This is a genomic window from Streptomyces sp. NPDC111656 (assembly GCF_055656965.1).
The window spans coordinates 726,284-740,665 of record NZ_JBVKCA010000001.1 but is presented as its reverse complement, the minus strand read 5'-3'; the positions used below and the strand labels follow the sequence as shown (position 1 = coordinate 740,665).

Below are 14,382 nucleotides of genomic sequence, written 5' to 3'. Positions count from 1 at the left end.
AGTAGGCGCGGGACCAGTACAAGAGTTTTCTGACAGACAGTCAGATTTCTTCTGCGCGGGCCCTTCCCAGTTGTGGCGGCCTTTGCTCTGATGGCCGTCGAGCCGAGGGACGGGACCGGACGCGCGACGTCAGGAGGAGCGGTGGAGTACAACCTTGCCGACCTGTTCGAGTCGGTCGTCGACGTGGTTCCGGGCCGCGAGGCGCTCGTGTACATCGACCATCCGGGCACGGGCGCGGAACGCCGTCTGACGTACGCGCAACTCGACGCGGCGGCGAATCGCGTCGCCCATCACCTGATCGACAGCGGCATCCGCCCCGGCGAGCACCTCGGACTCCACCTCTACAACGGCGTCGAGTACCTGCAGACCGTGCTGGGCTGCCTGAAGGCACGGATCGTGCCGGTCAACGTCAACTACCGCTACGTGGAAGAGGAGTTGGTCTACCTCTACCGGGACGCGGATCTGGTGGCGCTGGTCTTCGACACGGAGTTCACCGACCGGGTGGCGGCGGCACTGCCGCGGGCCACGGCGCTGCGGCATCTCCTGCGGGTGGGGAGCGCGGCGACCGACGGAGCCTCCTTGCCCGCCCTGGACTTCGCCGAGGCCGAGGCCGCCGGATCCCCCGAACGGGGTTTCCCGCCGCGCTCGGCGGACGACCAGTTCATCATCTACACCGGCGGCACCACCGGCATGCCCAAGGGGGTGATGTGGCGCCAGGAGGACCTGTTCTTCTCCGGGCTGGGCGGCGGGGCCCCGACGGGCGAGCCGGTCAGGAAACCGGAGGAGCTCGCCGAGCGGGTGGCGGCCGGCGGCGAGGGCATCACCTTCTTCCCCACTCCCCCGCTGATGCACGGCACCTCGACACTGACGGCGTTCATCGGGTTCAACTTCGGCCAACGGGTCGTGATCCACCGCAAGTTCGTGCCCGAAGAGGTCCTGCGGACGGTGGCGAAGGAGAAGGTCACCAGCATGTCGCTGGTCGGGGACGCGATGCTGCGTCCGCTGATCGACGCGCTGCGGGGGCCGATGAAGGGCACGGACTGCTCCTCGATGTTCAGCGTGTCCTCGTCCGGCGCGATCATGTCGGAGACGGTGCGTGAGCAGTTCCAGTCACTGGTCCCGAACGTGATGCTGCTCAACAACTACGGCTCCTCGGAGTCCGGCTTCAACGGCACCGCGACCGCGGACTCGGGGGCCGGACAGGGTTTCCGGCTACGGGTCAACTCCCGTACGCAGGTGGTGGATCCGGCCACGTACAAGCCGGTCGCCGTCGGTGAGCCCGGCCGGGTCGCACAGCGCGGCCATGTGCCCCTCGGCTACTACAACGACCCGAAGAAGACCGCCGAGACCTTCTTCCAGAAGGACGGCGAGCGGTGGGTGCTGCTCGGCGACATGGCGACGGTCGACGAGGAGGGCATCGTCACCGTCCTCGGCCGCGGCTCCCAGTGCATCAACACCGGTGGCGAGAAGGTCTATCCGGAGGAGGTCGAGCAGGCCCTGAAGTCCCATCCGGACGTGTACGACGCGCTGGTGGCCGGGGTGCCGGACGAGAAGTGGGGCAACCACGTGGCGGCGGTCGTCCAGCTCCGCGAGGGCGCGGGCAGGCCCTCGCTGGAGGACATCCAGACCCACTGCCGAAGCCACCTGGCCGGCTACAAGATTCCCCGCCAGCTCGTCATCACCGACACCATCCAGCGCTCGCCCAGCGGCAAGGCGGACTACCGGTGGGCGCGCTCGGTGGCGACGGAGGCGACCCGCTGACGCATACGGCGCAACCGCGGCCCCGGCACCAGGTGGCCCGGGATCGACGTGCGCCCAGATTGAGGAGAGCGACCGCGCCGAGCCCGTCCCGGGCGACCGGTGGCGGCCGAACCCGACGGTCGTCGGCCGTCTCCGTCAGGGCGGCGCCCTAGCCCTGGGCGGTTTCGGACCGTGCGTCCGCGAAGCGGTCCCTCAGCTCGCGTTTGAGGATCTTTCCGCTGGCGTTGCGTGGCAGTTCACCCACGAAGATGACCTGCTTGGGCGCCTTGAAGGCGGCCAGCTTCTCGCGTGCGTGGGCTAGGAGTTCGGCCTCGGTGACCTCGGTACGGGCGACGACGACCGCCGTGACCGCCTCGATCCACCGCTCGTCGGGGAGCCCGATCACGGCCACCTCGGCGACGGCGTCGTGGGTGTAGAGCGCGTCCTCGACCTGGCGCGAGGCGACCAGCACGCCACCGGAGTTGATGACGTCCTTCACCCGGTCGACGACGGTGAAGTAGCCCTCCTCGTCGCGCACGGCGAGGTCCCCCGAGTGGAACCAGCCGTCGCGGAAGGCCTCCGCGCTCTCCTCCGGCTTGTCCCAGTAGCCCTCGCACAACTGCGGTGAGCGGTAGACGATTTCGCCCCGCTGCCCGTCGGGCACGTCGTTGCCGGACTCGTCGACGACCCGCGCCTCGACGAACAGCACCGGCCGGCCGCACGAGTCCATCCGCCCCTTGTGCTCGTGGGGTGCCAGGACCATGGCCAGCGGTCCGATCTCGCTCTGGCCGAAGCAGTTGTAGAACGCCAGCTTCGGCAGCCGCTCCCGCAGCCGTTCCAGAACCGGCACCGGCATGATCGACGCCCCGTAGTACGCCTTGCGCAGTCCGCTCAGGTCACGGGTGGCGAAGTCGGGGCGGTTGGACAGTCCGATCCAGACGGTGGGCGGCGCGAACAGGCTGTCCGCGTGGCCGGCCTCGACCAGGTCGAGGATCTGCCCGGCGTCGGGCGCGTCGAGGATGACGTTCACGGCGCCGACCGCGAGATAGGGCAGCAGGAACACATGCATCTGCGCCGAGTGGTAGAGCGGCAGCGAGTGCACGGGCAGATCGCCGGCCTGCAGATCGAGGGCGGTGATCGCGCTGAGGTACTCGTGCACCAGCGCACGGTGGGTCAGCATGGCGCCCTTGGGCAGCGCGGTGGTGCCCGAGGTGTAGAGGAGTTGCGTCAGGTCCTCGCCGCGGGGCTCCGGTCCGTCGTACGGCGCGGTCGTGTCGAGTCGCGCGAGCAGCGAATCGTCACTGTCGCGCAGAGCGAGAGAGCGGGTTCCCTCGGGGAGGTTCCCGGCCAGGTCCGGGTCGGCCATGACCAGTCCGCAGCCGGCCTGTCCGACGATGTACGCGAGGTCATCACCGGTCAGGTTCTGGTTGACCGGCACGTGCACAAGGCCGCCGCGCGCACACGCGAGGAAGCCGATCAGGTACGCGTCCGAGTTGTGGCCGTAGGCACCGACACGGTCGCCCGGCGCCAGTCCCGAGGAGCGCAGCACCTGGGCCGCGCGGGAGACGGCCTCGTCGAGTTCGCCGTAGGTCCAGGACCGGTCGCGGTAGTGGATCGCGACGCGTTCGGGGGTCCGCCGGGCGCTGCGCCGCAGCACCCCGTCGACCGTGGCGCTCCGGCCCGCCGCCACCGTGGGGTTCTGACCCGCCGTCATGACCTGCTCCTTCGTCCGGTTGCTGTGCCGTGATCCTCGTTCCGGCCCGCGAGCGGGGTCAAGCGTCCCGCGCCCTTGGCGCGAAGAGGATCAACCCCGCTGCGGAACGTACGGGTACCGGTTCGCTGCCTGGCAGGACGGCAACAGGCGGCGCCGAAAAGGCCGTTGCCGTGAGGAGGCGTGCCGGTGTGCTAGGCGTGGGACCACTCCTTGGAAACCGGCAGCCGGGGCGCACTGCTCTTCGACCGGTTCTGGCGGCGACTGATGGTCGCGGTCGCGCCCGCGCAGCTCTGGAAGGTCCCGTTCTCGGCGGCGGACCCCGTGCACAGCCCGAACACGCTCAACACCGAAGCGCCCGGCGTGGCCACGGCCCTCGCCGACGCGGTGAGCGAGCTGCGGGCGGCGGGCATCGCGCTGGACGCGACGCTCGGCGCGCACCAGGTCGTCGTCCGGGGCGATCGGCGCATCCCCGTGCCGGGCGGCACGGAGTCGCTCGGCGTGTGGAACAAGGTCGAGCCGGTGTGGGACGCGGCGGCCGGCGGCTACACCGAGGTCACCACGGGGTCCTCGTACATCCAGGCCGTCGGGTGGGACGGCGGCCGTTGCCCGGTCGCCCGTACGCTGCTGGCCTACTCCCAGTCGTCGAACCCGAACTCGCCGCACTTCAGCGACCAGACGCGGCTGTTCTCCGAGGGGAAGTGGGTGACCTCCCGGTTCTGTGAGAAGGACATCCTGTCCTCGCCCGGGCTGCGGGTGATCCGCGTGGGCGAGCACCGCTGACGGCAGCGGGGTGGTCCCTGCCCGCGAACGGCGGGGACCACCCCGGTCACAGCCCGCTCCGCTGTCACACCGCTCGCGTACGGCCCTCCCAGTAGGGATCCCGCAGGCGCCGCTTGTACAGCTTCCCGTTCGGGTCGCGCGGCATCGACTCGATGAAGTCGACACTCTTGGGACGCTTGTACCCGGCGAGCAGGCGCTCGCAGTGGGCGAGGATGTCGGCGGCGAGGGCCGGGCCGGGCTCGTGGCCCGGGGCGGGCTCGACGACGACCTTGACCTCCTCGCCCCAGTCGTCGTGCGGGATGCCGAAGGCGGCCGCGTCGGCGACGGCGGGATGGGAGAGCAGCGCGGCCTCGATCTCGGCCGGGTAGATGTTGACCCCACCCGAGATGATCATGTCGATCTTGCGGTCACGGAGGAAGAGATAGCCGTCCTCGTCGAGACAGCCCAGGTCACCGACGGTGAAGAAGTCGCCGATGCGGTTCTTCTTCGTCTTGCTCTCGTCCTTGTGGTACGAGAATCCGCCGGTGCTCATCTTCATGTAGACGGTGCCGAGTTCACCGGGCGGCAGCCGGTTGCCGTCGTCGTCGAAGACCGCGAGTTCGCTGATGGGCCAGGCCTTGCCGACCGTGCCGGGCTTCTTCAGCCAGTCCTCGGTGGTCGCGAAGGCGCCGCCGCCCTCACTGGCCGCGTAGTACTCCTCGACGCTGTGGCCCCACCACTCGATCATGGCCCGTTTCACATGGTCCGGGCACGGGGCTGCGCCGTGGATGGCGTGTCGCATCGAGGAGACGTCGTAGCGCGCCTTCACCTCGTCGGGGAGTGCCAGCAGCCGGTGGAACTGGGTCGGGACCATGTGGGTGTGGGTGCAGGCGTGGGCGTCGATGGCGCGGAGCATCTCCTCGGGCGTCCACTTGTCCATCAGCACCAGGCGGTGCCCGATGTGCAGCGAGGCGCCCGCGAACTGGAGTACGGCGGTGTGGTAGAGCGGTGAGCAGACCAGGTGCACGTTGTCGTCGTACGGCTTGATGCCGAAGATGCCGAGGAAGCCGCCGAGGTACGACTCCTCGGGGAGCTTGCCGGGCAGCGGACGCCTGATGCCGCGGGGGCGGCCCGTGGTGCCCGAGGTGTAGTTCATGACCCAGCCGAGGGTGCGGTCGGCGGGTGCCGAGTCGGGCTGCGCGTCGAGGAGTTCGGCGTACGGCCTAAAGCCCGCCACCGTGCCCACCGCGTACCGCTGCGCGGTGGGAAGCTTCGCCTCGTCGGCGGCGTGACGGGCGGCGTCGGCGAACCGTTCGTGGGCGATCAGCACCTTGGCGCCCGAGTCGGAGACGATCCAGGCGATCTCGGGGCCGACGAGGTGGTGGTTGACCGGCACCAGGTAGAGGCCGGCCTGGGAGGCGGCGAGGTAGGCGACGAAGAACTCGACGCCGTTGGGCAGGACGACCGCGAAGGCGTCGCCGCGTTCGAGTCCCGCGGCGCGCAGCCCGTGGACGAGTCGATTGGCCGCGGCGTGCAGTCGGCCCGCGGTCCACTCGTCCCCGTCCGGGGTGATGAGGACCGTCCGTCCGGGGTCGGCGGTGGCCTGGGCCCAGAAGCCGTTGGGTGAGGTGCTCATGACTGTTCGCCCCTTCCCGCGATCCGGTTGACGCGCTCGACGGCTCGCTCGAAGCCGCTCGTCAGGTCGTCGAAGACGGCCTGGACACTGCGCTCGCTGTTCATCCGGCCGACGATCTGCCCGACCGGTGTCCCGAGCAGCGGTTCCACCTCGTACTTCTGGATCCGGGAGACCGCCTCGGCCACCAGCAGCCCCTGGAGCGGCATGGGAAGCGTGCCGGGGCCGTTCGGGTCGTCCCAGGCGTCGGTCCACTCGGTGCGCAGTTGGCGCGCGGGCTTGCCGGTCAGCGCGCGCGAGCGGACGGTGTCGCCGGACCCGGCGGCGAGCAGCTTGCGGGTCACGGCGGGCGCGTGCATGTCCGCTTCCGTGACGGTCAGCCACAGGGAGCCGAGCCACACCCCCTGGGCGCCGAGGCTGAGGGCGGCGGCCACCTGCTGTCCGCTGCCGATGCCGCCCGCCGCCAGTACGGGCAGCGGGTCGACGGCGTCGACGACTTCGGGGGTGAGCACCATCGAGGCGATCTCGCCGGTGTGGCCGCCCGCCTCGTAGCCCTGTGCGACGACGACGTCGATGCCCGCCTCGGCGTGTTTGCGCGCGTGCCGGGCGCTGCCCGCGAGGGCCGCGACGAGCACTCCGCGCTCGTGGGCGCGTTCGACGACGTCGGCGGGTGGTGAGCCCAGCGCGTTGGCGAGCAGTTTGATCGGGTAGTCGAAGGCGACGTCGAGCTGGGTGCGGGCGACCTGTTCCATCCAGCCGGTGATGCGCCAGCCGGACGCCTCGCCCTCGGCGAGTTCGGGCACGCCGTACTTGGCGAGGGTGTCCTTGACGTACTGCCGGTGTCCCTCCGGGATCATCGCCTCGACGTCGGCCTCCGTCACCCCCTCGACCTTCTTCGCGGGCATGACGACGTCCAGGCCGTACGGTTTGCCGTCGACGTTCGCCTCGATCCAGTCGAGGTCGCGTTTGAGGTCGTCGGGTGCGGTGTAGCGGACCGCGCCGAGCACACCGAATCCGCCCGCGCGACTGATGGCCGCGGCGACGGCGGGAAACGGCGTGAAGCCGAAAATGGCGTGCTCGACTCCCAGTTTCTTGCTCAGCTCCGTCTGCATGGCCGCAGAATGCCGCAGTCCTCCGGACGAGGGAAGGCCTTTTCTGATGCTCCGTCAGATTTCTGGCCAGTCCCTCGGCGGAGTTCCGGGCCTCGCGCCGCGCCGACGGCACACGACCGACCGACGGAGCTAGGACCTGTCCTCCAGTACGGCCATGGCCGCGTTGTGCCCGGGCACCCCGCTCACGCCGCCGCCGCGCACCGCGCCCGCCCCGCACAGCAGGACGTTCGCGTGCCGGGTCTCGACGCCCCAGCGGCCCGTGCCCTCCTGGGCGTACGGGAAGGCGAGGTCGCGGTGGAAGATGTTGCCGCCTGGCAGCCGCAGGTCGCGCTCCAGGTCGAGCGGGGTCTTCGCCTCGATGCAGGGGCGGCCGTCCGCGTCGGTGGCCAGGCAGTCCGCGAGCGGTTCGGCGAGGTGCGCCTCCAGCTGCGCCAGCGTCGACTTCAGCAGCTCCGTCCGTACGGCGTCGTTGTCCCGCTCGAACAGCCGGGCGGGTGTGTGGAGGCCGAAGAGGGTGAGGGTCTGATAGCCCTGCTCGACCAGATCCTGGCCGAGGATGCTCGGGTCGGTGAGGGAGTGGCAGTAGATCTCGGAGGGCGGCGCGGTGGGCAGCTCTCCGGACGCGGCCTGCGCGTGGGCGGTCGCCAACTGCTCGTAGCCCTCGGCGATGTGGAAGGTGCCGGAGAACGCCTCGCGCGGGTCGACCGAGGTGTCGCGCAGCCTCGGCAGTCGCTTGAGCAGCATGTTGACCTTCAGCTGGGCGCCTTCGGCGGGGGTGGGCGGTTCGTCGCCGGTGAGGTGCGCGAGTTCCTGAGGCGCGGCGTTCACGAGGACGTGCCGGGCCGCGGCGACGCCCTCGCCGTCCGCGGTGCGGTAGGTGACCTCGGCGGCCCGCCCGTCGGTCTCGATGCGCATCGCCTCGTGGCCGGTGGCGATCACGGCGCCCGCGGCGCGCGCCGCCGCGGCGATCGCGTCGGTGAGGGCGCCCATGCCGCCGACCGGCACGTCCCAGGCGCCGGTGCCGCCGCCGATCACGTGGTACAGGAAGCAGCGGTTCTGGCGCAGGGACGGGTCGTGGGCGTCCGCGAAGGTCCCGATGAGCGCGTCGGTGAGGACGACACCGCGTACGAGGTCGTCGGCGAAGTTCTCCTCCACGGCGACACCGACCGGCTCCTCGAAGAGGACCCGCCAGGCCTCCTCGTCGCCGATGCGGGCGCGGAGTTCCTCGCGGGTGGGGAGCGGTTCGGTGAGCGTCGGGAAGACCTGCTGGGCGACCTGGCCGGTCATGCCGTAGAAGCGCTGCCAGGCCTCGTACTCACGGTCCGAGCCGGTCAGACGCGCGAAGGCCTCGCGGGTGCGGCGCTCGCCACCGCCGACGAGCAGGCCGGTGGGCCGTCCGTCGCGTTCGACGGGCGTGTACGAGGACACGGTGCGGCCACGCACGCGGAAGTCGAGGCTCAGATCCCGCACGATCTTCCGGGGCAGCAGGCTGACCAGGTAGGAGTAACGCGACAGCCGGGCGTCGACCCCGGCGAACGGCCGGGTGGACACGGCGGCGCCGCCGGTGCTCCCCAGGCGCTCGAGCACCAGCACGGACCGGCCGGCCCGGGCCAGGTAGGCGGCGGCGACGAGTCCGTTGTGGCCCCCGCCGACGATCACGACGTCGTATCCCTCGTGTGCAGGCATGGTTCTTCGTAGCACGCGATGATCTAGAACGGCCAGAGGTACGCGGCACCCGGCGGGCATCCGGACGGGGCACGAGCGCGGGCACCCGCCCCCGCGTGGCCTTCGCCACCGCCGACCACGACACCGCCGTATGGCCGCTGCCGTCCCTCGAACAGGGCGAGCACAACCCCCCGCACGAGAGCCCCTCAGCCTCCCCGTGCCGCCCGCTGCTGGCGCAACGCTGCCACTCTGCGGTACAGCTCCACCGCCTCCTGGCCCCGGCCCAGTTGCTCCAGGCAGTGTGCCTCGTCGTTGCGGCTGGCCAGGGCGTCGGGGTGGTCGGCGCCGAGGACGCGTTCGCGGGCGGTGGCGACGCCCCGGTACTCGGTGAGGGCGTCGGACCAGCGGCCCAGCCAGCCGAGGCCGACCGCGACCTCGCGGCGGCTGACGAGGGTGTCCGGGTGGTCGGGGCCGAGCACGCGCTCGCGGATGGCCCACACGTCACGGGACTCGGCGAGCGCCTCCTCCCAGCGCCCCATCCGGCCCAGGTTGACGCCGAGGCCGTGCCGGGCGCGGAGGGTCTCGGGGTGGGCGGGGCCGTGCACCCGGGTGCGGTCGTCGATCAGGTCCCGGTACAGCTCCAGGGCCTGCGCGCTGCGGCCGAGCCGGCCGAGGCTGATGCCGACCTCGTAGCGGGCGGAGAGGGTGTCCGGGTGGTCGGGGCCGAGGGCCTCGGCCCGTGCCTCGGCCACTTCCCGGTAGGTCCCCAACGCCTCGGGCCAGTGGCCCAACTGGCCCAGTGTGTAGGCGACTTCATACCGTGACACGAGCGTGTCGGGGTGGTTCGCGCCGAGCACCCGGCTCCGCGCGGCGGCGACCTCGCTCGCCATCCGGTACGAGTCCTCCAGGCGGCCCAGCCTGCTCAGGTTGAAGGCCAGGTTGTGGCGGCAGCGCAGGGTGTCGGGATGGTCGGGGCCCATGGCACGCTCCCGGGCGGCGAGCACCTCGATGTACGCCTGGTGCGCCTCGAAGTGACGGCCCAACCGGCCCAGCACGTACGCCATTTCCTGGCGTGCTGCCAGGGTGTCGGGATGGTCGGGGCCGAGCGTCCGCTCCCTGCCCCGGGCGACCCGCGCGTACTCGTGCAGCGCCTCGGCGGCGCGTCCGGTGCGGCTGAGGGTGAAGCCGACCTCGTAGCGGCTGGCGAGGGTGTCGGGGTGGTCGGGGCCGAGGACGTGCTCGCGTTCGGCGGCGACCGCGCGGTGCACCTCGCCGGCCTCGGTCCACCGGCCGAGCCGCCCGAGGCTCAGTCCGGCGTTGTGCCGGCCCGTGAGGGTGGTGAGCAACTCCGGTGCGGGAGTGGGGCGTTCGACGCGCTCCGGCACCTCCGGTGCGGGCGTGGCCGGGCGCGCCGTCCATGCGCCGGTCAGGCCCGCCGCCGCGTCCGGCGGGGCGTCGCCCAGTCCGGCACCGGTCGCCTTGTGGCCGGTGGTCATGCCCCGGGTCCACGAGGGCAGCCGGGGTTCACGCGAGGAAGAGGGCGCGGGAGCCCTCGTCGACGGCTCCAACATGCGCCGCTCGTCGACGGGACGGCCGATGGCGGGGGACACGACCGTCGGCACGTACACCGGAGTCGTACGCCCCGCGCCGATCCGCCGGCCGAGCTCGCGCGCGTCCTGCGGGCGCCGCTCCGGCTCCTTGGCCAGCAGATCCAGGATGATCCGCTCGAAGTACTCGGGGAGCTCAGCGCGGTGGTGGCGCGGCGGCTCGGGAGGCGTGTCACGGTGGCCGACGAGGATCGCCCACGCGTCGTCCAGGTCGAACGGCGGTGCCCCGGTGGCGATTTCGTAGAGCACGCATCCGAAGGAGTAGAGATCACTGCGCTGGTCGACCTGGGCGCCGCTGATCTGCTCCGGCGACATGTAGTGCGGGGTGCCCATCGCGATGCCGGTGCCGGTCAGCCGGGCCGTGAAGCCGATGTCGTGGCCGAGGCGCGCGATGCCGAAGTCGCAGATCTTCACCGTGCCGTCGGCCAGCCGCATGATGTTGGCGGGCTTCAGGTCGCGGTGCACGATGCCCTGTTGGTGGGTGTAGGCGAGGGCCCCGGACACCTGGTCGGCGATGTCGACGACATCGGCGACGGGGAGCGGATGCTGCTTGTTGTCCTCCAGGAGCTGGCTGAGGTTGCGGCCCTCCAGCAGCTCCATGACCAGGTACAGCACGCCCTCCGACTCTCCGAAGTCGTGCACCACGGTCACCCCGCGGTGTTGCAGCGCGGCGGCCACCCGGGCCTCGCGCCGGAATCTCTCCCGCAGCACACGGGTGAACGACTGATCGTGGTGCGGGCCGAGCGGTTTGAGGCACTTCACGGCCACCTGCCGCCCCAGCGACTCGTCGCGGGCGCGCCACACCTCACCCATGCCTCCCCGCCCGATCAGATCGAGCAGTCGGTACCGGCTCTGGATCAGCCTGGTCTCCGCCATCTCGTGCGATCGCCCCCGTCGCTGCTCGCCGCGCCCTCCCCTGGCCCGTCCAGTATGGCGAGTTATCTGCCGACTTTGTACGGCGCCGGTCGGGAGCCGGGGCCCAGTCGCGCCATGGCCCGCAGAATGTGTTTGGGCGGGAGTTGCCAGCGAAGACGTGCGGGAACGCAGCGCAGCACGGTGCCCGTGACACGCAGGCGCCGGGTCACCGTCGAGGGGGCCGGTGCGGGTCGGCCGTACAGCTCGTGGGCGTACGGCGGCAGGGCGGCGTACGCCAGCCGCGCCACGCGCCGCCACAGCAGGGCGCGCGCCGGGACGAGCAGCGGGTGGGTCGGGGGGCGCGACAGGAAGTCGTCCACGTCCCGTGCCTCGGGCCCGGCGGCGAGCTCCGGCAGCACCTTCTCGAAGTAGGCGGCCAGCTCCACCCGATTCGCCGGTACGTCGGTGGGGTCGAGGCCGACCAGGCGTGCGCTGACCCGGTGTTCGTCGATGTACCGGTCGGCGTGCGCGTCCGTCATCGGGAACCCCGAGCGGCGCAGGACGTGCAGATAGGAGTCGATCTCGGCGCAGTGCACCCACAGCAGCAGCTCCGGCTCGTCGATCCGGTACCGCTCCCCCGTGTCCGGGTCGGTGGCCTTGAGCAGGGTGTGGATCTTCCGGACCCGGGAGCCGGCCCGCTCGGCGGCCTCGGTGGTGCCGTACGTCGCCGTGCCGACGAAGTTCGCGGTGCGCATCAGCCGGCCCCAGGCGTCGCGCCGGAAGTCGGAATTCTGCAGGACGCCCCGGACGGCGCGGGGGTGCAGGGCCTGGAGGTAGAGCGCGCGGATCCCGGCGACCCACATCATGGGATCACCGTGCATCTGCCAGGTCACCGAGGAGGGACCGAACAACCCCTGGTCACCCGTGCGAAGCGCGTCCACTCCGTCAGGCTAGCGCCGGACCCGCGGCATCCCCAGTCCGATCCACGAGATGATTTCGCGCTGGATCTCGTTGTTCCCGCCGCCGAAGGTGAAGATCACCGCCGAGCGGTAGCCGCGTTCCAGCTCGCCGTGCAGGACGGCGCCCGTCGAGCCCTCCTTGAGGACTCCAGGTGCCGCGACGACTTCCATGAGCCAGGCGTACGCGTCCCGGCGGGCCTCGGAGCCGTACACCTTGACCGCGGAGGCGTCCTGCGGGGTGAGGGTGCCCTCCTGGACGGCGTTCACCATCTGCCAGTTGAGGAGTTTCATCGCGTCAAGCCTGGTGTGGGTCTGGGCGAGGCGGCGGCGCACCCAGGGGAGGTCGGCGACGCGGCGGCCGTCGGCGAGCTTGGTGTCCATGGCCCAGCGCTGGACATCGTGCAGGGCGCGGATCGCCATGGTGCCGTGTGCGGCGAGGGTGACACGTTCGTGGTTGAGCTGATTGGTGATCAGCCGCCAGCCCTTGTTCTCCTCGCCGACCCGGCGCGAGACGGGGACGCGGATGTTCTCGTAGTAGCTGGCGGTGGTGTCGTGGGAGGCGAGGGTGTTGATGAGGGTGCAGGAGTAGCCGGGGTCGGAGGTCGGCACGAGGAGCATGGTGATGCCTTTGTGGGGTGGGGCGTCCGGGTCGGTGCGGACGGCGAGCCAGACCCAGTCGGCGGTGTCGCCGTTCGTGGTCCAGATCTTCTGCCCGTTGACGACGTAGGTGTCGCCGTCCCGCACGGCCTTGGTCCTGAGCGCGGCCAGGTCCGTGCCCGCGTCGGGCTCGCTGTAGCCGATCGCGAAGTCGATCTCGCCGGAGAGGATCCTTGGAAGGAAGTACTCCTTCTGCTCCGCGGTGCCGAACCGCATGATCGTCGGGCCGACGGTGTTCAGCGCCATCAGGGGCAGCGGTACGCCTGCCTGGGCGGCCTCGTCGAAGAAGATGAACTGCTCCATCGGGGTCAGCCCGCGCCCGCCGTACTCCTCGGGCCAGCCCACCCCGAGCCAGCCGTCCCTGCCGAGCCGCCGGATCGTCTCGCGGTAGAACCGTTTCTGGGCGGCCGGGTCGTCGTATCGGGCGTAGGCGTGGTCGGGCACCAACTCGGCGAAGTAGCCGCGCAGTTCGGTCCGCAGCCGCTGCTGTTCTGGCGTGTATTCGAGATGCACGGCGCCTCCTGGCTCCCCAAGGCCGGACCTGACGGCGCACACCGTAGAACGTGTTTCAGAAATTGTGAATGCCGACGACACCGACGCCCCGACCGAGACCCTCCCGGCGGCCCGCAGAGGGTGCGGGCGAGGGGCACTCCGACGATGCCGAATGCCTCCTCCAGCGAGAACCTGGAAGTCCACTATTCAGGCGCGGCTCAGTGTGGCGAGGAAGTCCGTGCAGGCCTGGGCGCACTCCCGGCAGGACTTGGCGCTGTCCTGCCCACCCGGGTGCTCGTCGAAGACGTCCGCGCACTCGCGGCAGACGGTACGGCACCACTCGACCTGGACGCGGACGCCGGCCGTGTCCCGGCGGGCCTCCTCCGCCAGCACACGGCAGGTCGCGTCGCACACCTCCACACAGAGAAGGCCTTTGCGCCGTACGAGTTCCTGCTCCCTCGGCCCGTCCGGATCCACCACGCTCGCCCGCAGCGCACAGGCACGGGCGGCCTCGGCGCAGGCCTGCGCACACTCGAAGCGGTCCTCAAGGAATCGAATGCGTTCTTGCTGGGATGTCATTGTCGTCACCGTGGGCGGGTAGCCACGGGAAGACCCGTCAAACCCCGCACCTCAGGGCCTCGGCGCCGCCCTCCGGGCCTGGTGGGGCCACCACAAGCGGCACCAGCAACCACCCCCGCCCCGCCCGAGGAACAACCTCGCCTGCCCGACGGCGAACGAACGGTTCCTAGCCGTCCATCGCCTCCGCCGCCTCGCGTGAGATCCGCTCGAACTGGGCGCCCATCGCCTCGGAGAGCGCATGGGCCGCCGAGAGCGGGCGGACCATCACCATCAGGTCGTCGATCCTGCCGTCCTCGTCGAAGTGCAGGAAGTCGCAGCCGTTGAGCTCCTTGTCGCCCACCTTCGCGGTGAAGACGAGCGCGTGGTCACGACCGTCGGCACCGGCGATCTCGCGTACGTAGCGGAAGTCGGTGAAGACACGGGAGACGCCGCGCAGGATGGCCGCGGTGATGGCCTTCCCCGGGTACGGCTTGAAGGCGACGGGGCTGGTGAACACCACGTCGTCGGCCAGCATCTCCTCGATCGCGGTGAGGTCGCCCGCCTCTACGGCCTTCCGGAAGGGGTGCATCCGAGCCCCGCCTCTCTCACTCAACTAATTGATTAGGTTACG

The 14,382-nt window shown here is 70.9% G+C and carries 10 protein-coding genes and 1 pseudogene; 2 read left to right on the top strand and 9 right to left on the bottom strand.

Features of this window, described 5'->3' with window-relative positions; translation table 11 throughout:
• The first annotated feature begins 141 nt into the window (after positions 1 to 141).
• Positions 142 to 1,761, top strand: coding sequence for an acyl-CoA synthetase (locus ACZ7M3_RS03475; RefSeq protein ID WP_472060341.1), 1,620 nt, complete (start codon positions 142 to 144; stop codon positions 1,759 to 1,761).
• Between the two features lie 148 nt (positions 1,762 to 1,909).
• Here the strand turns inward: ACZ7M3_RS03475 and ACZ7M3_RS03470 are convergent, their stop codons facing one another.
• Positions 1,910 to 3,454, bottom strand: coding sequence for an acyl-CoA synthetase (locus ACZ7M3_RS03470; protein ID WP_472060339.1), 1,545 nt, complete (start codon positions 3,452 to 3,454; stop codon positions 1,910 to 1,912).
• Between the two features lie 122 nt (positions 3,455 to 3,576).
• Here ACZ7M3_RS03470 and ACZ7M3_RS03465 point away from each other — a divergent pair.
• Positions 3,577 to 4,234, top strand: a pseudogene (locus tag ACZ7M3_RS03465) (penicillin acylase family protein); the annotation flags it as partial.
• 64 nt (positions 4,235 to 4,298) lie between these two features.
• Here ACZ7M3_RS03465 and ACZ7M3_RS03460 read toward each other — a convergent pair.
• The 8 genes from ACZ7M3_RS03460 to ACZ7M3_RS03425 form a co-directional block, all read right to left on the bottom strand.
• Positions 4,299 to 5,849, bottom strand: a complete 1,551-nt coding sequence (locus ACZ7M3_RS03460; protein WP_472060337.1) for an acyl-CoA synthetase — start codon at positions 5,847 to 5,849, stop codon at positions 4,299 to 4,301.
• On the bottom strand, positions 5,846 to 6,958 hold the full coding sequence (locus tag ACZ7M3_RS03455; RefSeq protein ID WP_121417224.1) for an NAD(P)H-dependent flavin oxidoreductase: 1,113 nt from the start codon (positions 6,956 to 6,958) through the stop codon (positions 5,846 to 5,848). Before ACZ7M3_RS03455 ends, ACZ7M3_RS03460 begins: the two co-directional genes overlap by 4 nt.
• A 129-nt stretch (positions 6,959 to 7,087) precedes the next feature.
• Positions 7,088 to 8,644 carry a phytoene desaturase family protein gene (locus tag ACZ7M3_RS03450; RefSeq protein WP_472060335.1) on the bottom strand — a complete coding sequence of 519 codons (1,557 nt, stop codon included), beginning with the start codon at positions 8,642 to 8,644 and terminating at the stop codon, positions 7,088 to 7,090.
• Between the two features lie 185 nt (positions 8,645 to 8,829).
• Positions 8,830 to 11,106, bottom strand: coding sequence for a serine/threonine-protein kinase (locus tag ACZ7M3_RS03445; protein WP_472060333.1), 2,277 nt, complete (start codon positions 11,104 to 11,106; stop codon positions 8,830 to 8,832).
• Positions 11,107 to 11,168: 62 nt separating this feature from the next.
• The gene (locus ACZ7M3_RS03440; protein ID WP_472060332.1) at positions 11,169 to 12,026 is read right to left on the bottom strand and encodes an oxygenase MpaB family protein; all 858 of its coding nucleotides are present in this window, start codon (positions 12,024 to 12,026) and stop codon (positions 11,169 to 11,171) included.
• A gap of 9 nt (positions 12,027 to 12,035) precedes the next feature.
• Positions 12,036 to 13,214 (bottom strand): acyl-CoA dehydrogenase family protein, encoded by a 1,179-nt coding sequence (locus ACZ7M3_RS03435; protein WP_472060330.1) that lies wholly within the window; start codon positions 13,212 to 13,214, stop codon positions 12,036 to 12,038.
• A gap of 186 nt (positions 13,215 to 13,400) precedes the next feature.
• Positions 13,401 to 13,781, bottom strand: a complete 381-nt coding sequence (locus ACZ7M3_RS03430) for a four-helix bundle copper-binding protein (RefSeq protein ID WP_472060328.1) — start codon at positions 13,779 to 13,781, stop codon at positions 13,401 to 13,403.
• Positions 13,782 to 13,938: 157 nt separating this feature from the next.
• Entirely contained in the window at positions 13,939 to 14,340 is a 402-nt protein-coding gene (locus tag ACZ7M3_RS03425) for a nuclear transport factor 2 family protein (protein WP_352051263.1), read from the bottom strand.
• Positions 14,341 to 14,382 lie beyond the last annotated feature (42 nt).